This window comes from Streptomyces sp. NPDC012835 (assembly GCF_042900885.1).
Classification (GTDB): Bacteria; Actinomycetota; Actinomycetes; order Streptomycetales; family Streptomycetaceae; genus Streptomyces.
Window position 1 is genome coordinate 425,494 of record NZ_JBIBBW010000003.1, and the last position, 23,918, is coordinate 449,411.

The 23,918-nt window shown below is 71.1% G+C and carries 18 protein-coding genes and 1 tRNA gene; 8 read left to right on the forward strand and 11 right to left on the reverse strand.

Features of this window, described 5'->3' with window-relative positions:
* Window positions 1-2: 2 nt before the first annotated feature.
* On the forward strand, window positions 3-1,130 hold the full coding sequence (locus ACFY6S_RS15150; RefSeq protein WP_388816188.1) for a methyltransferase domain-containing protein: 1,128 nt from the start codon (window positions 3-5) through the stop codon (window positions 1,128-1,130).
* 253 nt (window positions 1,131-1,383) lie between these two features.
* Here the strand turns inward: ACFY6S_RS15150 and ACFY6S_RS15155 are convergent, their stop codons facing one another.
* Entirely contained in the window at window positions 1,384-2,079 is a 696-nt protein-coding gene (locus tag ACFY6S_RS15155; RefSeq protein WP_388817966.1) for a TetR/AcrR family transcriptional regulator, read from the reverse strand.
* The gene (locus ACFY6S_RS15160; RefSeq protein WP_388816191.1) at window positions 2,079-3,068 is read right to left on the reverse strand and encodes an acyl-CoA desaturase; all 990 of its coding nucleotides are present in this window, start codon (window positions 3,066-3,068) and stop codon (window positions 2,079-2,081) included. Before ACFY6S_RS15160 ends, ACFY6S_RS15155 begins: the two co-directional genes overlap by 1 nt.
* Before the next feature lie 233 nt (window positions 3,069-3,301).
* On the opposite strand from ACFY6S_RS15160, the gene ppc reads away from it, so the two are divergent.
* Window positions 3,302-6,031, forward strand: coding sequence for a phosphoenolpyruvate carboxylase (ppc, locus tag ACFY6S_RS15165; RefSeq protein ID WP_388816194.1), 2,730 nt, complete (start codon window positions 3,302-3,304; stop codon window positions 6,029-6,031).
* A 172-nt stretch (window positions 6,032-6,203) separates the two neighbouring features.
* On the opposite strand, the gene ACFY6S_RS15170 is transcribed toward ppc, so the two are convergent.
* From ACFY6S_RS15170 to ACFY6S_RS15200, 7 genes are all read right to left on the reverse strand, one after another.
* A complete protein-coding gene (locus tag ACFY6S_RS15170) occupies window positions 6,204-6,716 on the reverse strand; it encodes a hypothetical protein (protein WP_388816197.1) in 513 nt (170 codons plus the stop codon).
* Between the two features lie 119 nt (window positions 6,717-6,835).
* Window positions 6,836-7,432: an aminoacyl-tRNA hydrolase gene (pth, locus tag ACFY6S_RS15175; protein WP_388816200.1), complete on the reverse strand. Its 597-nt coding sequence runs from the start codon at window positions 7,430-7,432 to the stop codon at window positions 6,836-6,838.
* A 168-nt stretch (window positions 7,433-7,600) separates the two neighbouring features.
* Window positions 7,601-8,188, reverse strand: coding sequence for a 50S ribosomal protein L25/general stress protein Ctc (locus ACFY6S_RS15180; protein ID WP_388816202.1), 588 nt, complete (start codon window positions 8,186-8,188; stop codon window positions 7,601-7,603).
* A gap of 179 nt (window positions 8,189-8,367) precedes the next feature.
* Entirely contained in the window at window positions 8,368-9,345 is a 978-nt protein-coding gene (locus tag ACFY6S_RS15185) for a ribose-phosphate diphosphokinase (RefSeq protein ID WP_388816205.1), read from the reverse strand.
* A 142-nt stretch (window positions 9,346-9,487) separates the two neighbouring features.
* Entirely contained in the window at window positions 9,488-10,936 is a 1,449-nt protein-coding gene (glmU, locus tag ACFY6S_RS15190) for a bifunctional UDP-N-acetylglucosamine diphosphorylase/glucosamine-1-phosphate N-acetyltransferase GlmU (protein ID WP_388816208.1), read from the reverse strand.
* A 108-nt stretch (window positions 10,937-11,044) separates the two neighbouring features.
* A tRNA-Gln gene (locus ACFY6S_RS15195) sits at window positions 11,045-11,115 on the reverse strand.
* 11 nt (window positions 11,116-11,126) lie between these two features.
* The gene (locus tag ACFY6S_RS15200) at window positions 11,127-11,999 is read right to left on the reverse strand and encodes a hypothetical protein (protein ID WP_388816212.1); all 873 of its coding nucleotides are present in this window, start codon (window positions 11,997-11,999) and stop codon (window positions 11,127-11,129) included.
* A 177-nt stretch (window positions 12,000-12,176) separates the two neighbouring features.
* On the opposite strand from ACFY6S_RS15200, the gene ACFY6S_RS15205 reads away from it, so the two are divergent.
* A complete protein-coding gene (locus ACFY6S_RS15205) occupies window positions 12,177-13,517 on the forward strand; it encodes a sensor histidine kinase (RefSeq protein ID WP_388816215.1) in 1,341 nt (446 codons plus the stop codon).
* Between the two features lie 101 nt (window positions 13,518-13,618).
* On the opposite strand, the gene ACFY6S_RS15210 is transcribed toward ACFY6S_RS15205, so the two are convergent.
* Complete coding sequence (locus tag ACFY6S_RS15210) at window positions 13,619-14,107, reverse strand: SUKH-3 domain-containing protein (RefSeq protein WP_388816218.1); 489 nt, start codon at window positions 14,105-14,107, stop codon at window positions 13,619-13,621.
* 2 nt (window positions 14,108-14,109) lie between these two features.
* A complete protein-coding gene (locus tag ACFY6S_RS15215) occupies window positions 14,110-14,610 on the reverse strand; it encodes a YwqJ-related putative deaminase (protein ID WP_388816221.1) in 501 nt (166 codons plus the stop codon).
* Between the two features lie 452 nt (window positions 14,611-15,062).
* Here ACFY6S_RS15215 and ACFY6S_RS15220 point away from each other — a divergent pair, with 452 nt between their 5' ends.
* The 5 genes from ACFY6S_RS15220 to ACFY6S_RS15240 all read left to right on the forward strand — a co-directional run bounded on the left by ACFY6S_RS15220 (window position 15,063) and on the right by ACFY6S_RS15240 (window position 23,672).
* Window positions 15,063-16,040 carry an SMI1/KNR4 family protein gene (locus tag ACFY6S_RS15220; RefSeq protein ID WP_388816223.1) on the forward strand — a complete coding sequence of 326 codons (978 nt, stop codon included), beginning with the start codon at window positions 15,063-15,065 and terminating at the stop codon, window positions 16,038-16,040.
* On the forward strand, window positions 16,037-18,652 hold the full coding sequence (locus tag ACFY6S_RS15225) for an SUKH-4 family immunity protein (RefSeq protein WP_388816226.1): 2,616 nt from the start codon (window positions 16,037-16,039) through the stop codon (window positions 18,650-18,652). Before ACFY6S_RS15220 ends, ACFY6S_RS15225 begins: the two co-directional genes overlap by 4 nt.
* A gap of 231 nt (window positions 18,653-18,883) precedes the next feature.
* The gene (locus ACFY6S_RS15230) at window positions 18,884-19,774 is read left to right on the forward strand and encodes a cellulose-binding protein (RefSeq protein ID WP_389462372.1); all 891 of its coding nucleotides are present in this window, start codon (window positions 18,884-18,886) and stop codon (window positions 19,772-19,774) included.
* Between the two features lie 530 nt (window positions 19,775-20,304).
* The gene (locus ACFY6S_RS15235) at window positions 20,305-21,093 is read left to right on the forward strand and encodes an ABC transporter ATP-binding protein (protein ID WP_388816232.1); all 789 of its coding nucleotides are present in this window, start codon (window positions 20,305-20,307) and stop codon (window positions 21,091-21,093) included.
* Window positions 21,090-23,672 (forward strand): ABC transporter permease, encoded by a 2,583-nt coding sequence (locus ACFY6S_RS15240; RefSeq protein ID WP_388816235.1) that lies wholly within the window; start codon window positions 21,090-21,092, stop codon window positions 23,670-23,672. Before ACFY6S_RS15235 ends, ACFY6S_RS15240 begins: the two co-directional genes overlap by 4 nt.
* Window positions 23,673-23,918: the final 246 nt, after the last annotated feature.

Sequence of the window (23,918 nt, forward strand, 5' to 3'; positions counted from 1 at the left end):
CCATGAGCACCCCCGGACACCTCGCCGGGATCCTGGCCCGCGACGGGGCGATCCCCGCCGGGTGGGAGGACGCGATCGGCACCGTGGCGCGGGAGTTGTTCCTGCCGGACGTCGTGGAGGCCGGGGACGAGGTGGTCTCGCGGAGCGCGAGCCCGGAGCGCTGGCTGGCCGTCGTGTACGACGACGTGCCGCTGACCACACAGGTCAACGACGGCCGTGAACTGCCCGACGGTGCGTACCGGTTGCCGACCTCGTCCAGTTCGATGCCGAGCGTCATGCTGGAGATGCTGGGCCTGCTGGACGTGACGGCGGGGCACCGGGTACTGGAGTTGGGCTCGGGCACCGGCTACAACGCCGCGTTGCTCGCGCACCGGCTCGGGTCAGGGCGGGTGACCACGGTGGACATCGATCCGGTGCTGGTGGAGCGGGCGGCGGCGCGTCTGCGGGCCGCCGGTCTCACCCCTCGTGTCGAGTGCGGGGAGGGTGAGAAGGGGTGGCCCGGCGGGGCTCCGTACGACCGGGTGATCGCGACGTACACGGTCCCGGAGATCCCCTACGCGTGGCTGGAGCAGGCCCCGGCGGGGCGGATCGTCGCGCCGTGGGGCGGCTCGTTCTTCTCGCACAGTTTCGCCGTGCTCGATGTGAACGAGGGCGAGGCGCACGGGCGGTTCAGCGGCTACCCGGCCTTCATGCGGACACGCACCGGCCGCCCGCCGCGCGGCTATCTGTCGGAGTTCCTGCACCATACGGACGAGGACGCGCCCTCCCGCAGCACCCTGTCGCCCCTGGCGATCCCCGGGGACGCCGACGCGCTGTTCTTCGTCGGCCTGGCCGTGCCCGACGCCTGGCACCTGCTCGTGGCCGCCGACGACGGGAGCGGCGAGGCGACTTGGTGGCTGCTCGCGGACGACCGGAGGTCCTGGGCGGCGGCGGAGTACGTCCCGGGCGGTGGCCCTGACGGTACGTACGCGATCGGCCAGTTCGGCCCGCGCCGGTTGTGGGACGAGGCGGAACGCGCCCACCGGAGCTGGGAGGCTCGCGGCCGCCCGTCCCGCGACCGCGCCGGGCTGAGCGTCACCCGCACCGGTCAGCGGGTGTGGCTGGACGGACCGGCCGACGTCGTCGGTTGACTTCTCGGACGACCCGCCCCTCCCCGTGCGGCCTCGGCGAGCGCGTAGTCGTCCCGCCCGGCCCTCACGGGACGTCCCGCCGGCCCACCTCGCCTCTTGGCGGGGGTGGTGGATCACCGGCACCATCCTCACCGCGGACGGCGGACTGACCGGCCGCTGACAGCCGAGGACCGAAGACCCCGGCGCCGGCCGGCGCCGGGAGTCGCGTGGCGCCCCGGAGCCGGCCGGGGCGCCGGGAGTCAGCCGCGGCCCCTCACACCTTCCGGTGCCCTATGAGACGCGGCTTCGGCTCCAGCCCCTCCAGGCCGTGCCAGGCCAGGTTCACCAAGTGGGCCGCCACCTCCGACTTCTTCGGGCGGCGGGCGTCCACCCACCACTGCCCGGTCAGCGCCACCATGCCCACCAGCGCCTGCGCGTACAGCGGCGCCAGCTTCGGGTCGAAGCCCCGGGCCTTGAACTCCATGCCGAGGATGTCCTCGACCTGCGTGGCGATATCGCTGATCAGCGAGGCGAAGGTGCCCGTGGACTGGGCGACCGGGGAGTCGCGGACCAGGATGCGGAAGCCGTCCGTGTACGTCTCGATGTAGTCGAGCAGCGCGAACGCGGCCTGTTCGAGCAGCTCACGCGGGTGGCCCGCGGTCAGCGCGCCGGTGACCATGTCGAGGAGCTGACGCATCTCACGGTCCACCACGACCGCGTACAGCCCCTCCTTGCCACCGAAGTGCTCGTACACCACCGGCTTGGAGACCCCGGCCTTCGCCGCGATCTCCTCGACCGACGTCGCCTCGAAGCCCTTCTCGGCGAAGAGGGTGCGACCGATGTCGAGCAGCTGTTCGCGCCGTTCCGCGCCGGTCATCCTGACCCGGCGGGCCCGCCGGGTCGCCGATGTCCGGCTTTTCTCGGAACTGCCCTGCTTGCTCGTACTGCCCTCGATCGCCACGGTGCCCATCATGCCTTGGCGGGCGCGCTCTTGCGGCGGGAGTCAATACGGGAGGCATCGGGCCAGCGGACGTCGGACGCCCAGCCCGCCAGCTCGAACCAGCGGATCAGCCGGGCGCTGGAGTCGATCTGTCCCCGGAGCACCCCGTGCCGCGCGCTGGTGGGGTCCGCGTGGTGCAGGTTGTGCCAGGACTCCCCGCACGAGAGGACCGCCAGCCACCAGACATTGCCCGACCGGTCCCGCGACTTGAAGGGACGCTTGCCCACCGCGTGACAGATCGAGTTGATCGACCACGTCACGTGGTGGAGCAGCGCCACCCGTACCAGCGACCCCCAGAAGAACGCCGTGCACGCCCCCCACCAGGACATCGTCGCCAGGCCGCCCACCAGGGGCGGCAGCAGCAGCGACACCGTCGTCCACAGCGCGAACTGACGCGACACCGCGCGCAGCGCCGGGTCCTTGATCAGATCCGGCGCGTACTTCTGCTGCGATGTCTGCTCCTCGTCGAACAGCCAGCCGATGTGGGCCCACCACAGGCCCTTCATCAGGGCCGGCAGCGTCTCCCCGAACCGCCACGGGGAGTGCGGGTCCCCCTCGGCGTCCGAGAACCTGTGGTGCTTGCGGTGATCCGCCACCCAGCGCACCAGCGGGCCCTCCACGGCGAGCGAACCCGCCACGGCGAGCGCGATCCGCAACGGGCGCCTCGCCTTGAAGGAGCCGTGCGTGAAGTAGCGGTGGTAGCCGATCGTGACGCCGTGGCAGCCGATGTAGTACATCGCCACCATCAGCCCCAGGTCCAGCCAGCTCACGCCGCCCCAGGCCCAGGCCAGCGGCACCGCCGCCAGCAGCGCGACGAACGGCACGACGATGAACAGCATCAGCGCGAGCTGTTCGATGGTGCCCTTGCGTTCGCCGCCGAGCGTCGCGGCGGGTAGTCGGTCACCTCCGGAGGGTGAGGGTGCGGGAGAGTCGTCGATCACATCGGGGGATGTACTCATGTGGGCCCCTGCGGTAGGGAGAAACGAAACCGAGCAGAATCGAAAACGGGCAGAAGGTCAGATACGGGTGCGTAACCTACGGCAACGTAAGTATGGCAGCGCCGAACGCCGCGGCAAGAGGGCTGTGGATAACTCCGGAGGAGGGCCGCCTATCCTGGTGTCGTCGGACAGCGCGGTCCGCGAAGTCTCCAGAACCCTCCAGACGTGCCAAAACACTGCAAGGAGCCGCACCTGTGAGCAGTGCCGACCAGACCCCATCAGCCAACACGGAACTGCGTTCAGACATCCGCCGTCTCGGTGACCTGCTGGGCGAGACCCTCGTCCGCCAGGAAGGCCCCGAACTGCTCGAGCTGGTCGAGCGCGTCCGCGCGCTGACCCGCGAGGACGGCGAAGCCGCCGCCGAGCTGCTCGGCGACACGGACCTGGAGACCGCAGCCAAGCTGGTACGGGCCTTCTCCACCTACTTCCACCTCGCCAACGTCGCCGAACAGGTGCACCGCGGCCGTGAGATGCGCGAGCGGCGCGCCGCCGAAGGCGGCCTGCTCGCCCGCACCGCCGACCGGCTCAAGGACGCCGATCCCGAACACCTGCGCGAAACCGTCAAGAACCTCAACGTCCGGCCCGTCTTCACCGCGCACCCCACCGAAGCCGCCCGCCGCTCCGTGCTCAACAAGCTCCGCCGCATCGCCGAGCTGCTCGAAGCACCCGGCATCGCCTCCGACCGGCGCCGCCACGACCTGCGCCTCGCCGAATCCATCGACCTCATCTGGCAGACCGACGAACTGCGCGTCGTACGGCCCGAGCCCGCCGACGAGGCCCGCAACGCCATTTACTATCTGGACGAACTGCACATCGGCGCCGTCGGCGACGTCCTCGAAGACCTCACCGCCGAACTGGAACGCGTCGGCGTCGAGCTGCCCCCCGGCACCCGCCCCCTCAGCTTCGGCACCTGGATCGGCGGCGACCGCGACGGCAACCCCAACGTGACCCCCGAAGTCACCAGCCAGGTATTGATCCTCCAGCACGAGCACGGCATCACCGACGCCCTCGAACTCGTCGACCACCTGCGCGGCCAGCTCTCCAACTCCATCCGCTACGCGGGCGCCACCGAAGAACTCCTCGACTCGCTCAGGACCGACCTGGAGCGGCTCCCCGAGATCAGCCCCCGCTACAAGCGGCTGAACGCCGAGGAGCCCTACCGGCTCAAGGCCACCTGCATCCGGCAGAAGCTCGTCAACACCCGCGAGCGCCTCGCCCGCAACACCCCGCACGAGCCCGGCCGCGACTACCTCGGCACCGCCGAACTCCTCGACGACCTCACCCTCATCCAGACCTCCCTGCGCGAACACCGCGGCGGCCTCTTCGCCGACGGCCGCATGGACCGCACGATCCGCACCCTCGCCGCCTTCGGCCTCCAGCTCGCCACCATGGACGTACGGGAACACGCCGACGCCCACCACCACGCACTCGGCCAGCTGTTCGACCGGCTCGGCGAGGAATCCTGGCGCTACGCCGACATGCCGCGCGAATACCGGCAGAAGCTCCTCGCCAAGGAACTCCGCTCGCGCCGCCCCCTCGCCCCCACCCCCGCGCCCCTCGACGCGGCCGGCGAGAAGACCCTCGGCGTCTTCCACACCGTCCGCCAGGCATTCGAACGATTCGGCCCCGAGGTCATCGAGTCGTACATCATCTCCATGTGCCAGGGCGCCGACGACGTCTTCGCCGCCGCCGTCCTCGCCCGCGAGGCCGGCCTCCTCGACCTGCACGGCGGCTGGGCCAAGATCGGCATCGTCCCGCTGCTGGAGACCACCGACGAGTTGCGCGCCGCGGACATCATCCTCGACGAGATGCTCGCCGACCCCTCCTACCGCCGCCTCGTCTCCCTGCGCGGCGACGTCCAGGAGGTCATGCTCGGCTACTCCGACTCCTCCAAGTTCGGCGGCATCACCACCTCCCAGTGGGAGATCCACCGCGCCCAGCGCCGGCTCCGCGACGTCGCCCACCGGCACGGCGTACGCCTGCGCCTCTTCCACGGCCGCGGCGGCACCGTCGGCCGCGGCGGCGGCCCCTCCCACGACGCCATCCTCGCCCAGCCCTGGGGCACCCTGGAAGGCGAGATCAAGGTGACCGAACAGGGCGAGGTCATCTCCGACAAGTACCTCATCCCCTCCCTCGCCAGGGAGAACCTGGAACTCACCGTCGCGGCCACCCTCCAGGCATCCGCCCTGCACACCGCCCCCCGCCAGTCCGACGAGGCCCTCGCCCGCTGGGACTCCGCGATGGACACCGTCTCCGACGCCGCCCACCACGCCTACCGCGAACTGGTCGAGGACCCCGACCTGCCCGCGTACTTCTTCGCCGCCACCCCCGTCGACCAGCTCGCCGACCTCCACCTCGGCTCCCGCCCCTCCCGCCGCCCCGACTCGGGCGCCGGACTCGACGGACTGCGCGCCATCCCCTGGGTCTTCGGCTGGACCCAGTCACGGCAGATCGTGCCCGGCTGGTACGGCGTCGGCTCCGGCCTCAAGGCACTGCGCGAAGCCGGACCGGACACCGTGCTCGACGAGATGTACGAGCACTGGCACTTCTTCCGCAACTTCCTCTCCAACGTCGAGATGACCCTCGCCAAGACCGACCTGCGGATCGCCCGGCACTACGTGGACACCCTCGTACCCGACCACTTGAAGCACGTCTTCGGCGCCATCGAGGCCGAACACGCCCTCACCGTCCAGGAAGTACTGCGCATCACCGGCGGCGAGAAGCTCCTCGACTCCCACCAGGCACTCCAGCAGACCTTCGCCATCCGCGACGCCTACCTGGACCCGATCTCCTACCTCCAGGTCTCCCTGCTCGCCCGCCAGCGCGCGGCCGCCGCACGGGAAGAGGCACCGGACCCGCTGCTCTCACGGGCACTGCTGCTGACCGTCAACGGCGTCGCGGCCGGACTGCGCAACACCGGCTGACGACACCCCGCCCCGCACACATGTGATCGCCCCCGCACCGGGTCCGGTGCGGGGGCGATCACATGCGTAGGCCGTACGGAAACACCCGGGCGTACGGAAACACCCGGGCCGGCCCGGAACACGGACCCCGCAAAAAGACGAGACGGCGGACCGGCGGACCGGCCGACCCCGCTCAGAGCGCGAAGAACGCCCCCAGCAACAGCGCCCCGCCCGCCGCGGCCACCCCCCAGCCCAGCCGCGGCATCCCCATCCCGCCACCGACGACCAGCGCGGCCAGCAACAACGCCCCGCCCAACGGCACCCACGCGTACAGCAACCCCGCCGTACCCGCGCGCACCAATTCCTCCGACCCCGGCTTCACCACCACCGGAAACCGCCCGCCCGCCTTGACCGCGACCGACTCCTCGATCGTCATCCCGGCCCGCGCACGCTCCGGCCCCTCCGGCACGTACTCCCCCGTACAGGAACCGCCCGCACAACGAGCCACGGTCAGAGTGCCGTGCTCACGCCCCTTGGAGAGCATCACGTGCTGCGCCGCGTCCCAGGACGCCCAGACGCCCGCCACGAGCAGCAGCACCGCCACACCCGCCATCGCCGCCTCACGGCCGAACGACACCACACCGGCCGACGACAGCCGACCGCGCTTCGGCCGCTTCTTGGTCGGCCGCTTCCTCGTCCGCGTCATAGGCCCGGATCCTTGGCCATGGCCATGCGCCCGGTCAAACCACAGCCGGTGAATGCGCCGCTTGCGACGAGATGTCCCAACGGCACACCCCACAGCGGCCCCACGGCGCTCCCACGACGCTACGAGTTGTACGCGCTCTGCGCCCGCTCCAGCCCCTCCGTCACCAACGCCTCCACCGCGTCCGCCGCCCGGTCCACGAAGTACGCCAGCTCCTTGCGCTCCACCGACGAGAAGTCCTTCAGCACGAAATCCGCGACCTGCATCCGCCCCGGCGGCCGCCCGATCCCGAACCGCACCCGGTGGTACTCGGGGCCCATCGCCTTCGTCATCGACTTCAGACCGTTGTGGCCATTGTCCCCGCCGCCCAGCTTCAGCCGCAGCGTGCCGTAATCGATGTCCAGCTCGTCATGGACGGCCACGATGTTCGCCGTCGGCACCTTGTAGAAATCCCGCAGCCCCACCACCGGACCACCGGACAGATTCATGTACGACGTGGGCTTGGCCAGCACGACCCGGCGGCTCGCCGGCCCCGGCGCCCCCAGCCGGCCCTCGATGACCTGCGCCTGCGCCTTCTGCGCCCGCTTGTAGGAGCCGCCGATACGTTCCGCCAGCAGGTCGGCCACCATGAAGCCGACATTGTGCCGATTGGCCGCGTACCCGGGCCCGGGGTTCCCCAGACCCACGATCAGCCAGGGGGCGTGGGCATCCGTGGTCATGCGCGCTGCTTCTCCTCGCGTCCATCACTGGGCGTAGTCGGCCACCCGCGCCCGACGGCATGCGGTCGGTCGCACACCGTCGGGTCGCACACGGGCCGTCGGGTCACCTACGGCCGGACGGGGTGGCGGGCCGCGGCCCGCCACCCCGTCCGGGGCACAACGAGAGGATCAGCCCTCGGTGCTGTCGGCGCCCTCGGCGTCCGCGGCCGGCTCCTCGGCCTGCGCGGCCAGGACCTGGATGACGATCGCGTCCTCTTCGGTGACCAGCGTCGTGCCGGAGGGCAGCGGAACGTCCTTCGCGGCGATCGAGTCACCGGCGTCCAGACCCTCGACGGAGACCGTGACGGACTCCGGGATGTGGGTGGCCTCGGCCTCGACGGTCAGGGTGTTGAGAACGTTCTCCAGCAGGTTCGCGCCGGGGGCCAGCTCGCCCTCGGTGTGCACCGCGACCTCGACCGTGACCTTCTCGCCGCGCTTGACCGCGAGGAGGTCGACGTGCTCGATGTGACCCTTGATCGCGTTGCGCTGCACGGCCTTCGGGATGACCAGCTCGTCGCGGCCCTCGATGTCCAGCGTGATCAGCGCGTTCGCCGTCTTCAGCGCCATCATCAGGGGGTGGCCCGGCAGGGTCACGTGGACGGTGTCGGCGCCGTGGCCGTAGATGACACCGGGAACCTTGTTCTCCCGGCGGGCGCGGCGGGCGGCACCCTTGCCGAACTCGTTGCGGACCTCGGCACTGATCTTCACATCGGCCATGGTGGCACTCCTCGTAGATACGAACGGTGACGGACATACGGTGGTCACCCGGCCACAAACGGGCCTGCTACGAAGAGCGCGTCGATAACGGACGAGCCGGCACCTGAGTGCGGCCTCCCTCGCCGAGCAACCCGATGAGTCTACCCGGCGGGAAGGCCGCCCCAGAAATCGATCTACGACTACGCCTGCTCCTCGAACAGACTCGTCACCGAGCCGTCCTCGAAGACCTCACGGACCGCGCGCGCGATGGTCGGGGCGATCGACAGGACCGTGATCTTGTCCAGGTCGAGATTGCCCGGATCGGGCAGCGAATTCGTGAACACGAACTCACTGACCTTCGAGTTCTTCAGCCGATCGGCCGCCGGACCCGACAGCACACCGTGTGTCGCGGTCACTATGACGTCCTCGGCACCGTGCGCGAACAGCGCGTCGGCCGCCGCACAGATCGTGCCACCCGTGTCGATCATGTCGTCGACCAGCACACAGACCCGGCCCGCCACATTGCCGACGACCTCGTGGACCGTGACCTGATTGGCCACATCCTTGTCCCGGCGCTTGTGCACGATCGCCAGCGGAGCGCCCAGCCGGTCGCACCAGCGGTCCGCGACCCGCACCCGGCCCGCGTCCGGGGAGACGACCGTCAGCTTCGAACGGTCCACCTTCCCGGCCACGTAGTCCGCCAGGATCGGCAGCGCGAAGAGATGGTCCACAGGACCGTCGAAGAAGCCCTGGATCTGGTCCGTGTGCAGATCGACCGTCAGAATCCGGTCCGCACCCGCGGTCTTCATCAGATCCGCCACCAGCCGCGCCGAGATCGGCTCACGGCCACGGTGCTTCTTGTCCTGCCTCGCGTAGCCGTAGAACGGCACGATCACGGTGATGCTCCGGGCCGAGGCCCGCTTCAGCGCATCGATCATGATCAGCTGCTCCATGATCCACTTATTGATCGGAGCGGTGTGGCTCTGGATCAGGAAGCAGTCCGCGCCGCGCGCGGACTCCTGATAGCGCACATAGATCTCGCCGTTGGCGAAATCGAACGCCTTGGTCGGCACAATCCCGACACCGAGTTGTTGCGCGACCTCCTCGGCCAGCTCGGGGTGGGCGCGGCCGGAGAAGAACATCATCTTCTTCTCGCCGGTCGTCTTGATCCCGGTCACAGCACTGTCTCCTCAGACGTGTTGATGGCCGCTGAGCCCGCGCGTCCCTGCGAGCCAGCCGAATCGTGCAGATGCCAATCGAGCGGTCATACGGCCTTATACGGTTATCACGTTACGCCGACATAGACGCCGCTCTTTCCGGTCAGCCTTCACTCTCGGTGCTCCTCGACGCCGTCGCGGCGGCTGTCGCGGCCGCGCTGCCCGGCCGCTTCCGGGCCACCCAACCCTCGATATTCCTTTGCTGGCCGCGGGCGACGGCCAGCGAACCGGCCGGTACGTCCTTCGTGATGACCGACCCGGCGGCGGTGTACGCGCCGTCCCCGACCGTGACAGGCGCCACAAACATGTTGTCCGAACCGGTACGGCAATGCGAGCCGATCGTCGTGTGATGCTTCCGCTCACCGTCGTAGTTCACGAAGACGCTGGCCGCGCCGATGTTCGTGTACTCGCCGATGGTCGCGTCCCCCACGTACGACAGGTGCGGCACCTTCGTACCCTCGCCGATCGTCGCGTTCTTCATCTCGACGTACGCACCCGCCTTGGCCTTCACCCCGAGCCGCGTACCGGGCCGCAGATAGGCGTACGGGCCGACCGTCGCCCCCGCGCCCACCTCGGCGCCGTCCGCGACCGTGTTGTCCACCCGCGCGCCCGCGCCCACGACCGTGTCCTTCAGCCGCGTGTTCGGCCCCACCTCGGCGCCCTCCGCCAGCCGCGTGGCGCCGAGCAGCTGCGTACCCGGATGCACGACCGCGTCCTGCTCGAAGGTGACCGACACGTCGATGAGGACCGACGCCGGATCGACGACCGTCACACCGGCCAGCATCGCCCGCTCCAGCAGCCGCTGATTCAGCAGCCGCCGCGCCTCCGCGAGCTGGACCCGGTTGTTGATGCCCAGGATCTCCCGGTGGTCGGCGGCGACGGACGCCCCCACCCGGTGGCCGGCCTCGCGCAGGATGCCGAGCACATCGGTGAGGTACTCCTCGCCCTGGCTGTTGTCCGTACGCACCTTGCCCAGCGCGTCCGCCAGCAGCTGCCCGTCGAACGCGAACACACCCGAGTTGATCTCCCGGATCGCCCGCTGCGCGTCGGAGGCGTCCTTGTGCTCCACGATCGCGGTCACGGCACGGCTGGCACCGTCACGCACGATCCGCCCGTACCCCGTCGCGTCGGGCACCTCGGCGGTCAGCACGGTCACGGCGTTGCCGTCGGCCGCGTGGGTCGCGGCGAGCGCGTTGAGCGTGTCGCCGGAGAGCAGCGGGGTGTCCCCGCAGACGACGACCACGGTCCCGTCGGGCGTCCCCCCCAGCTCCTGGAGCGCCGTCCGGACCGCGTGCCCGGTGCCGAGCTGGGTGGCCTGGTAGGCGGTGCGCACGCCCTCGTACGCGGTGGTCAGATGCCCCTCGACCTCGGCACGGGCGTGGCCGACGACCACGACCAGCTGCCGCGGCTCCAGCTCGCGGGCGGCGGACACGACGTGCCCGACGAGCGAGCGCCCGCAGACCTCGTGCAGAACCTTGGGGGTTCTCGACTTCATGCGGGTTCCTTCACCCGCTGCGAGAACGACGACGGCTGCCGGGCGATTGGCGCTCACGGGGATGCCCTTCGGCTTCGGGTGCTGGACATCCGCAGGATACCGGGGGGTTTCGGGGCCTAAACGAGGACGGGTCCTGACCGGTGAGGTCAGGACCCGAACTTGCTGCTCCCGGAGAAGGAATCGAACCCTCATTCAATGGACCAAAACCATTTGTCCTACCTTTAGACGATCCGGGATAGCTTGTCGCCTATGTCCGATTTCGCGGTCCGAGCGAAGTCGCAGCCCCTACTATGCCGCACCACCAGCCCTTGATGCGACGGTATAGCTCGGCGCTTTGCAGCACGCGGACGCTCAGGCATCCGCGGTAACCGTCTCCGACGTTCTTCCGCACCGTCTTCGGGTTGTGCTTCTTCAGAACCGTCTTCTGGAGGGTCGCCGCGTCGACACCGACGAGGTCGGCCCAGAAACTTTCGGCGGCCGACACATTCGCCGTCTCGTGGATGTGCACCTGGAGCCGAAGCCGGTCGCGCTCGACCCCCAGCAGGTCCAACCAGGCGACGAAAGTCGTGATCATGCCCGGGTCGCTGTTGATGAAGCTCACCCGCTCCTGCGGGTTGTGGGGCTTGGCCTTGGCCCCCTCAGCCCAGTAGAGCCCTGCGCCGACCAGGAGAAGCTCGCGGTCGGTCATCGCGCCGACCTCAGCCGCAGCATCCATGATCGTCTGCTGCCGCTTCTCGTCCCGCGCCGCCAGCTCGTGGTCCCACCGCATCCGTGCCGCCAGCTTCGCCTGCTCCTTCGCCTCCCTCCGATCCGGCTTCGGCAGGTCCCGTACCCAGAGTGAGATCGAACTCTTCGAGCAGCCCAGCTCCAGCTGGATCCGGTCGTACGTGAGCCCCTGGAGGCGCAGCTCGCGGGCCTTTTCGCGGAGATCGTCCTTGGCGTTCGGGCGCTTTGTCCACTCCGGGACCGGGACACCCTCCAGGAGGCGGTTGAGGATGTCGTTGTTCTGGATGTGCAGCCGGTCGCGGATCTGGCGGCGGCTCAAGCCCTCCCGTCGCAGGGCGACCGCTCGTTCCCGTAAGCCCTCGAAGTCCGTGTATGTGCGGTGAAGTCGTGTCATACCGAGGATCGTCGTACGGAATATTTGCTTCCGGTTCGAATGCGCGGGCGATTCACCAGTTCGAGGGTTTACGGCGCGTTCGTGGCGTGTCCCCGGCGCGTTTCGTGGTGGTACCGGCGCGGGCAGGTCGTCCGGGGCGCCGGAAAACGCGATGCGTGCGCCCGTACGCTGGACGACATGACCACAACGGGGGCACACCAGGACGGTGCGGGCATGACCGCCCGTCGCTATGGGTGGTGGGGGCGGCGGCGGAGTGTCGTGCTGGATGTGGGGCTGGCGCTGCTGTCGGCCCTGGAGTGCGGGTTGCAGGGGGTCTATTTCGCGCAGAACGCGGCGCTGCCGGTGCCGCTCGGGGTGATCTTCGGGCTGCTGGCGGGTTCGGTGCTGGTGGTACGGCGGCGGTGGCCGGCCGCCGTGGTGCTGGTGTCGGTGGCGGTCACGCCGGCCGAGATGGGCTATGTGATGGCGCTGGTCGGTCTCTACACGCTGGCCGCCTCCGAGGCGCCGCGCCGGATCATAGGGTCGCTGGCCGGGATGTCGCTGGTGGGCCAGTTCATCGTGACGTTCGTACGGATGCGGCAGAACGTGACGGACACGGGGATCGACTCGTACCGCTGGTACGTCCCCGTCGTGGCGGTCCTGATGTCCGTCGGGGTGACCGCCCCGCCCGTGCTGCTGGGGCTGTACGTGGGAGCCAGGCGGCGGCTGATGGAGAGCCTGCGGGAGCGCGCCGACAGTCTGGAGCAGGAGCTGTCGCTGCTCGCGGACCGGGCCGAGCAGCGTGCGGAGTGGGCGCGTACGGAGGAGCGGACGCGGATCGCACGCGAGATGCACGACGTGGTGGCGCACCGGGTGAGTCTGATGGTGGTGCACGCGGCGGCGCTTCAGGCGGTGGCGCTGAAGGATCCCGCGAAGGCGGTGAAGAACGCCGCGCTCGTCGGGGACATGGGGCGGCAGGCGCTGACGGAGCTGCGCGAGATGCTCGGGGTGCTGCGGTCGGGCGAGATGGTGGCGGCGCGGCAGGCGGGGGGTCTCACGTCGGGGACGGTGTCCGAGGCGGTGCCGCTGGCCGCCGTGGGGCTGGCTGCCGCTGCGGCCGCTGCGGCGGCTGCCGAGGACGGTCCCGGTATGGCGGGCATCGAGGCTCTGGTGGGTGAGTCGCGGGACACCGGGATGGTGGTGGAGCTGTCGGTTCAGGGCGAGTCGCGTCCGTATCCGCCGGAGGTGGAGCAGACCGCCTACCGGGTGGTGCAGGAGGCGCTGACCAATGTCCTGAAGCACGCGGCGGGGGCGAAGGTGATGGTCCGGCTCGCGCATCGGGAGGCGGAGGTCGCCATGCAGGTGGAGAACGGCCCTTCCGACGGTGGCGCGCGGGACGCGGGGCTGCCGAGCGGCGGGAACGGTCTGGTGGGGATGCGGGAGCGGGTGACGGCGCTGGGCGGGGTGTTCGTCTCGGGTGAGACGGACTCGGGTGGTTTCCGGGTGTCGGCGGTGCTGCCGGACCGGCGTGCCGCCTGACGGGCGCCGTCGGCCGCGCCTGTGCCGCGCCGCGCTCCTGCCCTCCGCCCCGCCCCGTCACCACCCGCTCCGGGGGGCTCCCCCATCCGCTCCCAGGGTGCTCAGCCCGGTGTCAGCCGTGTCGGTTCGAGGCCGGTGAGCAGTGTCCCGAGTGCCCGGTCGATGTCCGGTCCCAGGTACCAGTCGCCGGTGTGGTCGATGCTGAAGACCCGGCCGGTGCTGTCGATCGCCAGCACGGCCTGGCCGTCGCCCTCTTCGCCGAGTGGGCTGATCTCCGTCTCCAGCGACCTGCCGAGGTCCGCGAGCGTGCGGGCGAGGTGGATGCCCGCCATGGGGTCGATCCGCAGGGCGGCGGGGGCTATCTGCCGGCCGGGGCCCGGCGCGGTGATGCGCAGGCCGCCGAATTCGGCCCAGGCTTCGACGGCGGCGGGGAAGACGTTGAGCCGGTGGCCGGCCGGGGTGGTGTGCGAGCGCAGGGCGTCGGCCCATTCCTCGGCCTGCTTCATGTCCCAGCGTCCGGGCCGCCAGCCCGCGTCGCGCAGCGCGGCGTCCACGGGGACGGGGAAGCGGGTGGTGTTGAGGTCGGGCATGTTCAGCCGTTCTCGGTGAGGTCGACGGTGCGTACGCCGAAGTGGGCGAGGAGCGCCGTGCAGGAACGGCAGGGCGGGGCGTAGGTGCCGTGCAGCGGGTCGCCGGCCTCGCGGATGCGGCGGGCGGTCAGTTTGGCGTGTTTGAGGGAGCGTCTCGCCTCGCCGTGGGTCAGGGGTTTTCGTCTGGCGCGTTTGGAGCGTGCGGCCTCGGCGGCGGTGAGGTGGCGGGAGAGCAGGATCGCTTCGGGGCAGCGTCCGGTGAATCGTTCCCGCTGTCCGCTGGTGAGTGTGGCGAGAAAGTCCTGTACGAGGGGGTGCAGGGTGGGCGGTTGGTCGCCTTTGCCTCCGGTGCAGGTGAGTGTCTCGCCGCGCACGGAGAGCGCTGCCGCGACGGCGGGCAGGATGCCGTCCCTGCGCTGCCGGAGCGTCGGTGGGTGGTGCGGCTCGGCGCTGCTCCAGCTGAGGCGTGGGTCGCCGGATGCGCTGGTCGGTGCGGTGTGCATGGTGCTGTCCCTCCCCGTGCCCGCGGCCGGCGGCCGCTGATGTCACGCCCCCATGTTGCTGTGACAGCCTGCCAAATGTGACGCACAGTGGGAAAGCTGGGGCGCGGAACGGCCGGTTTACGGGTGTTTCTCGGCGTGGCGTCGGCGCTGGGTCACGTGCGTGTGACTGGTGGTCACCGGGTGGACGCGGGTCGACTCGGGTGGACCGGGGCGAAGTGCCTGATCTCACTCGGGCCGGCCGCGCGCGCGGTGGCGGAGGGCGACGGGCGGGCCGTGTCGGGCCCGTCACGCTGTGAACATGGTTGACGGGCAGGGCAGTTCGCGGGTTCGCGGGTGGCGGGGAGAGGCGGCCGGGATCCTCGGTGCGACCCTGGTGCCCCTTGCCTCAGCGCATAGGCTGTGCCGAACCAGGGCTGTGGTGAACCAGCCGTAAGCAGCAGGGGGCAACCGCCATGACGACAGGTCGGCTCGGGCAGCAAGCCGCGCCACCGAACGCCGCCTACGCCGGGCAGGTCGTGCACTTCCCGGACCCGGTCCGGGCCTCCCGGCATCCCAGAGGTGTGCGGGTGGACGGGGACGGCCGTCCGGACTTCACGCCGTACGCCCGCGCGGCCGCCGAGATCGCCGAGCCCCCGGTGGGGTTCGGCGTGGACGAGTTGCGGCTCACGGATTATGTGTCGGCGAACGCGGCGCTGCACGCCGCGGGCCATGAGCTGTGGGGCACGGTCCCGGCCGTGGCCACGCCGCACGGCTGGACCTGGCACCATCTGCCGGGTTCGCGCCGGATGGTGCTGGTGCCGGTCGAGGTGAAGGCGCTGCTGAGACATCATGGTGGTCTGGCGACGGCGTCGGTGGATCACGGCAAGCGCGGCACGCGTCCGCTCCAGGAGACGCGGCCGGCGCACTTCGGGCTGCCGAAGGGTGCGGGGCCGGTCTCCGAGCAGCAGGTGCTGGGCGTGGAGGAGGATCTCGGCTATCGGCTGCCGGGGGCCTACCGCTCGTTCCTGAAGGCGGCGGGTGGCTGTGCCCCGGTGGGCGCGGCGCTCGATCCGGAGCTGGGGCTGCTGGTGGATCAGCCGTTCTTCACGGTGCGCGACGAGGCCGCGGTCAATGATCTGGTCTATGTGAACAAGTGCTTGCGGGACCATCTGACCAAGGATTATCTGGCGGTCGCTTTTGTGCAGGGCGGGATTCTCGCGGTGAAGGTGAAGGGCGAGCGGTCCGGTTCCGTCTGGTTCTGCGCGTACGACGATGCCCGTGACCAGGACGGTCTGAGCGTGCGAGAGCGGGTGGAGCGGCTGTTGCTGCCCTGCGGCGACGACTTCGACGCGTTTCTGCTGCGGTTGGCGGGCAGCCCGCCGGAGCTGGAGACCGTGGCGAACCTGATGGTGGACGGCGGCTTCGCGCGGGCCGTCCCGGTGGAGGGATGAGCGCGGTGGTGACCTTCGCGCAGGCGCAGGAGCGCGCGGAAGACTGGATCAACGGTGATCTGCCCGGTTATCAGCACCGCGAGGTGCGGGTGCGGGAGTTCGAGCTCGGTTTCGTGGTGTGGGCGGAGGACCGTGAGGGCGGTCCGACGTCGGACGGTGGCCGGCAGCGGTTGGTGATCGCCAGGGACAGTGGCGAGGCGACGTTGTGGCCGGGGTTGCCGGTGGGTGAGGTGATCCGGCGGTACGAGGAGGAGTACGGGGTTCCCGAGGCGGCGTCGGCCGCGCCGGAGGCGCCGCAGCGGCTGGATCTGAATCAGACGTCGTTCCTGCTGACGCCGCCGGAGTGGCTCCAGGAGGCGGCGGACAAGATCGGGATACCGGACGGGCGGGCGGCTCGGGCGGCTGAGGACGCTGGGTCGGCCGAGGTGGCGCGGGCGGCTGAGACCGCTGAGGTGGCCGGGGCGCCCGCGGCGTCCGGGGGTTCGGGCGCGTCCGGGGCCCCGGTGGCGCCCGTATCCGCACCCGCCCCTGCTCCCGCACTCTCGCCCTCGGGTTCCGATACGGATAAGGGCTCCGATACGGGTACGGGTTCCGATACGGGTACGGGTTCTACGGGTACGGGCGGGTCCCTCGGCGGTGCCCCCTCGCAGGGCGGCAACGCCTCGCAGGGCAGTTCCGCGTGGCCCGGGGCGTACGAGCCCACGGCCAACGACGGTGTGCCCGCCGCGACGCCGGGAGCGCCGACGGGGTCGACGCCGTGGGAGGGGATCGACACGAGCGGTTCGTCCGCGTTGCCGGAGGACGGTTCCGTGCCGTTGCCCGCGACGGTCTTCGCGCCGCCCCTCTCGGGCGCGGACGACGACGACACGCCGCCGCCCGTGGTGGCCGCCGAGGCACCGACCGCGCTGATGTCGGGGGGCAGCCAGCTGCCGGGCACGACGGTCGCCCCGGCGCTCGACCTGAAGGGCCCGAAGCCTCCGGGGGACGCGGCGGACACGGCGGACACGGCGGGCTCGTCGGGCTCGTCGGGTCCGGGGAAGCCGGGGAATTCGGCTGACGGCCCTTCCGGATCTTCAGGTGTCTCCGGCCCCGCCCCCGCCAAGGGCGCGAAGGGCGAGGCCGTCGTCCCGGCGGGCGACGGTGACATAGCCGACGCGGCGACCAGCAAGGCCACCGTGCCTCCGCGGGGCGGGCGGGGTGGCGGGTCCACGACTCCGCCGCCGCCCAGCCCGCCCGGTGTGCCGGGCGTACGCCCGCAGGGTGCGACGCCGCCGCCCGGTCCGCCGTCGTCCGGCCCCGGTGCTCCCGGCGACCCGGCGGGCGGTTACGTGCCGACCCGGTTGGCGCCGAGCATCGGTTCCAACCCGCCGCAGCCGCCGGGACCGCCGGGACCGCCCGGTGTACCCGGCGTACCGCAGCCTCCGGCGCCTCCCGGTCCGCCGCCGGCCCCCGGTACGCCTCCGGGCGGGGTGCACCACGCCGCGACGATGCTCGCTGGGCAGGGGCAGGGGCAGGGGCAGGCGCAGCCCGGTATGCCCGTGGCGTCGCAGCCGCCCGGCCGGCCCGGAGTGCCGCCGGCCGGCCCCGTACCCGGTGGGCCCCCGCAGGGGTACGGCTACCCGCCCGGGCCCTCCGGTGTGCCGACGGTCGGTCCCGGCTATCAGGCCGTTCTGCGCTACCGCGCGCCGGACGGTTCCGAGGCGCAGCTGATCCGCCGTTCCGCGCCCGGTACTCCGCACCCCGAGTGGCAGATCCTGCACGAGCTGCGCGCGCTGAACGTGCCGCCGCAGCAGGTGCTGGAGCTCCACACCGAGCTGGAGTCCTGCGAGCTGCCGGGTGGTTACTGCGCCCGCATGATCCGGGAGACCTGGCCGCAGGTGCGGATCACGAGTGTCGCCCCGTACGGTGAGGATCACGCGAGCCGGCAGCAGGGTATGCATCATCTGCTCACGCACCAGGGCGAGTTGCACCAGGTGGCGGACGGTCCCGCGCGGCCCGCGCCGGTGCGGGCGCCGCTGCCGCCGATGCCGCCCGCGCCGCCGATTCCGCCCGAGGGGGTCGCCCAGGAGCTGATGGGCGCCTTCGGGCCGCAGGGCATCTGCCGCTTCGACCAGCGCGCGGTGTCCCGGCAGGGGGTGCCGGAGATCGTGGCGCGCACGCTGGTGTGGGCGGGGCTGCCGGCCGACTTCGGGCCGTTCTTCTGGGCGCAGCCGCCGCAGCCGGTGGTGCCGACGCTGGCGGAGCTGGCGGCGCAGCGGCAGGTGCGGGCGGCGGCCGACGCGGGGTCGTATCTGGTGATGGGCAGCGACTTCGGTCGTGCGCTCTGTGTGCAGTACGGTACGGCGCACATCATGGCCGTACCGGTCGAGGCGGGTCCCGACGGCCGGTCGGTGTCGCCGCAGTTCGTGAATACGGGGCTGTCGGAGTTCACGCGTTCGCTGGCGCTGCTGGGGCGGATGTGGCGGTTGCGGTACGGGCTGAATCCGGAGCAGGCGGGCCGGTGGACGGTCGACTTCCAGGCACAGTTGGCGGCGCTGGATCCGGCGGCGCTGTCGTCGCCGGAGAACTGGTGGTCGGTTTTGCTGGAGCAGATGTGGGACGGATTGCTGTGACCGTTCGTTGAGTCGCAGGACCGAGGTGGGACCGGGGCGCCCCCGCTGATCGCGGGTCGGCGCCCCGGTCGTATCCGGTGTGACAGGTGTGGTGCGCGATAGGTGAGTTGCTGCGGTTTTGGTCGGACGGCTAAGCGGAGTGTCGCGTTATGACCGCTTCGCTTCGATCCCTGAGTATTACGGCGGATAACGTTGGGTGTGTCGGAGTGGGTGTCGGAGAGGGGCTTCAGGATGGGTGCTGCACCGTTGTCGGCTCATGGCTTCGTGTCCGTACGGGGTCGCGGCTACCGCCCCGAGCAGGTGGAACAGGAGTTCACGGCGCTGTCGCAGGATCGCGACGACGCCTGGGAACGCGTGGCGCGGCTGACCGTCCTGGCCAAGGAGATGGAGGCCGAGTCGGCCCGGCTGGCGGAGCAGGTGGCGGCGCTGGAGCCGCAGACCTACGAGACGCTCGGCGGGCGGGCGCAGCAGATCCTGGCTCTGGCGACGGCGGAGGACGAGTCGCTGCGGACCGAGGTGCGCGAGGAGGCGCAGGCGGTGGTCGACGCGGCGCAGGCTTCGGCGCGGCAGCTGCATGAGCTGGCCAGGGAACAGGCCGAAGCCGTACGGGCGGAGGCCGACGCGTACGCCGAGCAGGTGGTGCGGGCGGCGCGGGACACGGCCGACGAGGAGCGGGTGGCGGCACGCCGCGAGGTGAAGGAGCGGCGCTCGGAGGCGCTGGACGCGCTGAAGGAGGTGCGCAGGCGGACCCAGCGGGTGATCGACGACATGGAGCACAAGCAGGCGGAGCGCCTGGCGCGGACCGAGCGGGAGTTCGCTGAGCGCGGTGCGGAGATGACGGTCGAGCACGACGAGCTGAGCGCGTACGCCCAGGTGCGGCTGGTGGAGGCGCAGCGGCTGTTCTCGGAGGCGGGTGAGCGGGCGCGGCACCGCCAGGAGGACGCGCAGGACACGGCGGCGGAGCTGATGGCGCAGGCGCGGGTGCGTGCGGAGCGGGTGATGCGGGATACGGAGCGGGTGGTGCGTGAGCAGGAGGAGGCGCGCGAGGAGATGCGGGCGCACATGGCGCATGTGCGCAGCAGTCTGGCGGCGCTGACGGGCCGGGCGCCGGCCGAGGGGTAGCGCGGCGGGTGCGGGTGCTCGCGGCTTGCGCGGCGCCCGTGGTGCGGCGGGTGCGGGTGCGGGCCGGTGTCGGCCGGTGGGTGCTGGTGGGTGCTGGTGGGCCCCTGGGGAGGAGTTGTCTCCCCGGGGGCCCGTCGTGCTGTCCGGGGGGGTGCGCGCTCTGTCCTGACGCGGGACCTGCCGGGGTGCCGGGGTGCCGGGGTGCCGGGATGCCGATGGTCCGGCTTCGGCTCCGGGGAGAGCGGGCCGGCCCCCTAAGGGGGAGTCCTGACTTCCGCCCGGGGGCCGTTCGTCCCGTCGGAGGAGGAGAAGGCCGTCACCCTGTCTTTACCTTGTTCTTACGGGGGTACGGCGAGGTCCGAACGGGCCTCGCCGTGGAGACGGGGCGGGGTTCCCCCGTCTCCGAGGTGGGGGAAACCCCAGGCGAAGAGTGCGCCGGGCACCATCGTGCCGGGTCCCCCTCGGCCAGCAGACTCTGAGCGCGCCGCGTCGAACACGGCGGCGCGTCGGGCGATACGAGGAGACGTGGCGTGACAACGGCTGTGACCATTCCCAGGCACGGGGGTACTGGAGGGCGTACGGCCGTCGCGGCGCGAGCGCGCCAGGTGGTGAAGGCGTACGGTGCCGGGGAGACCCGGGTCGTGGCGCTCGACCATGTCGATGTGGACATCGAACGCGGGCGGTTCACCGCGATCATGGGGCCCTCCGGCTCGGGCAAGTCGACGTTGATGCACTGTCTGGCGGGGCTGGACACCGTGACGTCGGGCGAGATCCATCTCGACGAGACCGAGGTGACGGGGCTCAAGGACAAGCACCTCACGCGGCTGCGCCGGGACCGGATCGGTTTCATCTTCCAGGCGTTCAACCTGCTGCCGACGCTCAGCGCGATGGAGAACATCACGCTGCCCATGGACATCGCGGGCCGGCGGCCGGATGCCGCGTGGCTCCGGCAGGTCGTGGACACGGTGGGCCTCGCCGACCGGCTGGGGCACCGGCCGACCGAGCTGTCGGGCGGTCAGCAGCAGCGGGTGGCGGTCGCGCGGGCGCTGGCCGCCCGGCCCGAGATCATCTTCGGTGACGAGCCGACCGGGAATCTGGACTCCCGTTCCGGCGCCGAGGTGCTGGGCTTCCTGCGCAAGTCGGTGGACGAGCTGGGGCAGACCATCGTGATGGTCACGCACGATCCGGTGGCCGCCTCGTACGCGGACCGGGTGCTGTATCTCGCCGACGGGCGGATCGTGGACGAGATGCTCCGGCCGACCGCCGAGGCCGTACTGGACCGTATGAAGGACTTCGACGCGCGGGGGCGGACCTCGTGACCGTCTTCAGGAGCTCTCTGCGGAGTTTCTTCGCGCACAAGGGACGGATGGCGCTCTCCGCCGTCGCGGTTCTGCTGTCGGTGGCGTTCGTGACCGGGACCCTGGTGTTCACGGACACGATGAACACGACGTTCGACAAGCTGTTCGCGGCGGCGACCGCCGATGTCACGGTCACCCCGAAGGCGGCGGGCCCGGACGGGGACGGCATGGCGGGCGGGAGCGGTAAGCCGGCGTCGCTGCCCGCCTCGACGGTCCGGACGGTCGAGGGGGTGCGGGGGGTGGCGTCCGCCGAGGGTGTGGTCAGCAGCGAGGACGTCACCGTCGTCACGGCCGGCAACAAGAGCGTGGGCAGCACCAGCGGCGCTCCCACGATCGCGGGCAACTGGACGCGCGGTGACCTGCGTTCGATGAAGATCACCTCCGGTCACGCGCCGCGCGGCCCCGGCGAGGTGATGATCGACGCCGACGCCGCGCGGAAGCACGGTCTGCGGATCGGCGACGAGCTGCGGACCATCGCGGTCACGGGCGACATCACGGCGAAGGTCTCCGGCATCGCCACGTTCACCGTCACCAACCCCGGCGCGACCGTCCTGTTCTTCGACAGCGGCACGGCCCAGCGGGCGCTGCTCGGCGCGGCGGGCCGGTTCAGCCACATCGATGTCACGGCGGAGCCGGGCGTCGGCCACGCCCGGCTGAAGAAGGACGTGGGGGCGGCGCTCGGGGCCGGTTCGTACAAGGTCAGGACGCAGCAGGAGACCGCGGACGCGAGCCGCGCGAGCGTCGGCTCGTTCCTCGACGTGCTGAAGTACGCGATGCTCGGTTTCGCCGGGATCGCGTTTCTCGTCGGCATCTTCCTGATCGTCAACACGTTCTCGATGCTGGTCGCCCAGCGCACCCGTGAGATCGGGCTGATGCGGGCGCTCGGCTCCAGCAGGCGGCAGGTCAACCGCTCGGTGCTGCTGGAGGCGGTGCTGCTCGGGGTCGTCGGGTCGGTGGCGGGTGTCGCCGCCGGGGTCGGGATCGCCGTCGCGCTGATGAAGGTCATGTCGGCGGTCGGCATGGAGCTGTCCGTGGACGATCTGACGGTCAGGTGGACGACCCCGGCGATCGGGATCGTGCTGGGCGTCGTGGTCACCGTCCTCGCCGCGTATGTCCCCGCCCGGCGGGCCGGGAAGGTCTCCCCGATGGCCGCGCTGCGTGACGCGGGTACGCCGGCCGATGGGCGGTCCGGCTGGCTCAGGGCCGTCGCGGGGCTCGGGCTGACCGCGCTGGGGACGGTGTCGCTGCTGATGGCGGCGCGGGCCGACAAGGCGGGCGAGGGCTCCCTGTGGCTCTGCCTCGGTGTGGTCCTCACGCTCCTCGGCTTCGTGGTGATCGGCCCGCTGCTGGCCTCGGGTGTCGTACGGGCGCTCGGCGTCGTGGTCCTGCGGGTGTTCGGGCCGGTCGGCCGGATGGCCGAGCGCAACGCGCTGCGCAACCCGCGCCGTACGGGAGCCACCGGCGCTGCCCTGATGATCGGTCTCGCGCTGGTGGCGTGTCTGTCGGTGGTCGGCTCCTCGATGGTGGCCTCGGCCACCGACGAGCTGGACCGGTCGGTCGGCGCGGACTTCATCGTGGACCCCTCCGGCCCGCAGCCGATCGTGCCGCAGGCGCGGGCGGCGCTGGAGAAGGCACCTGACCTCACCCACATCACCCGCTACAAGTCGGTCGAGGCGAAGCTGACGGCGCCCGACGGTACGAGCGCCACGACAGGTCTGTCCGCCACCGACCCGACCTATCTTCAGGACCTGCGCCGCGAGACCGTCGCGGGTGACCTGTCGGCGGCGTACGGCAAGGACGCGATATCGGTCGGCGAGGGCTACGCCAAGAAGCACGGTGTCGAGGTGGGCTCCACGCTGACGGCCGCGTTCAAGGGCGGCCGGACGGCCGAGCTGAAGGTCGCGGCGATCACGTCGGACGACACGGCCGTCGACAAGGGCGCGCTGTACACGAACATCACGACGGTCGAGCGCTACCTTCCGGCCGACCGGATGCCCGGTGACCTGATGATCCTCGCGGCGGCGGTGGACGGCACGGAGCAGCGGGCGTACGAGGGCGTCAAGGCCGCGCTCGCCGCGTACCCGCAGTACACGGTGCGCGACCAGACCGACTACAAGCGGGATCTCCAGGACCAGATAGGCCAGTTGCTGAATATCGTCTACGGGCTGCTGGCTCTGGCGATCGTCGTCGCGGTGCTGGGCGTGGTGAACACGCTGGCCCTGTCGGTCGTGGAACGCACTCGGGAGATCGGTCTGCTGCGTGCCATCGGTCTCTCGCGCCGCCAGCTGCGGCGCATGATCCGGCTGGAGTCGGTGGTCATCGCTCTCTTCGGTGCCCTGCTCGGCCTGGGTCTGGGCATGGGCTGGGGTACGGCGGCCCAGAAGCTGCTGGCGCTGGAGGGGCTCGGGGTGCTGGAGATTCCCTGGCCGACGATCCTCGGCGTCTTCGTCGCCTCCGCCTTCGTCGGCCTCTTCGCGGCCCTGGTCCCGGCTTTCCGGGCGGGCCGGATGAACGTCCTGAAGGCGATCGCCACGGAATAGGACGATAGGGTTATCACCTCCGGCCTCGGTGGATGTCCTCCAACATCCACCGGGGCCGGAGTGCGTGTGCCGGTCCCGGTCCGTCTGTCACGGCCGCCACCCCCGCCGCCGGCGCGCTGGGCCCGCGGCGCGAACCGGACGCGCCGGAGCTGGACGGGGACGACGAGGACGACGACGGCGGGGGGTGGGCAGGGCGGAAGTCGGCCGACCGGGGCGGTGCTGAGCTCGCGGGCCCCCGCCCGGGTC

Coding starts and splice junctions, on each gene's coding strand:
- ACFY6S_RS15150 (WP_388816188.1), top strand. CDS start 3: ATGAGCACCCCCGGACACCTCGCCGGGATCCTGGCCCGCGACGGGGCG.
- ACFY6S_RS15155 (WP_388817966.1), bottom strand. CDS start 2,079: ATGGGCACCGTGGCGATCGAGGGCAGTACGAGCAAGCAGGGCAGTTCC.
- ACFY6S_RS15160 (WP_388816191.1), bottom strand. CDS start 3,068: ATGAGTACATCCCCCGATGTGATCGACGACTCTCCCGCACCCTCACCC.
- ACFY6S_RS15170 (WP_388816197.1), bottom strand. CDS start 6,716: ATGACGCGGACGAGGAAGCGGCCGACCAAGAAGCGGCCGAAGCGCGGT.
- pth (WP_388816200.1), bottom strand. CDS start 7,432: ATGACCACGGATGCCCACGCCCCCTGGCTGATCGTGGGTCTGGGGAAC.
- ACFY6S_RS15180 (WP_388816202.1), bottom strand. CDS start 8,188: ATGGCCGATGTGAAGATCAGTGCCGAGGTCCGCAACGAGTTCGGCAAG.
- ACFY6S_RS15200 (WP_388816212.1), bottom strand. CDS start 11,999: ATGACACGACTTCACCGCACATACACGGACTTCGAGGGCTTACGGGAA.
- ACFY6S_RS15205 (WP_388816215.1), top strand. CDS start 12,177: ATGACCACAACGGGGGCACACCAGGACGGTGCGGGCATGACCGCCCGT.
- ACFY6S_RS15210 (WP_388816218.1), bottom strand. CDS start 14,107: ATGCCCGACCTCAACACCACCCGCTTCCCCGTCCCCGTGGACGCCGCG.
- ACFY6S_RS15215 (WP_388816221.1), bottom strand. CDS start 14,610: ATGCACACCGCACCGACCAGCGCATCCGGCGACCCACGCCTCAGCTGG.
- ACFY6S_RS15220 (WP_388816223.1), top strand. CDS start 15,063: ATGACGACAGGTCGGCTCGGGCAGCAAGCCGCGCCACCGAACGCCGCC.
- ACFY6S_RS15225 (WP_388816226.1), top strand. CDS start 16,037: ATGAGCGCGGTGGTGACCTTCGCGCAGGCGCAGGAGCGCGCGGAAGAC.
- ACFY6S_RS15230 (WP_389462372.1), top strand. CDS start 18,884: ATGGGTGCTGCACCGTTGTCGGCTCATGGCTTCGTGTCCGTACGGGGT.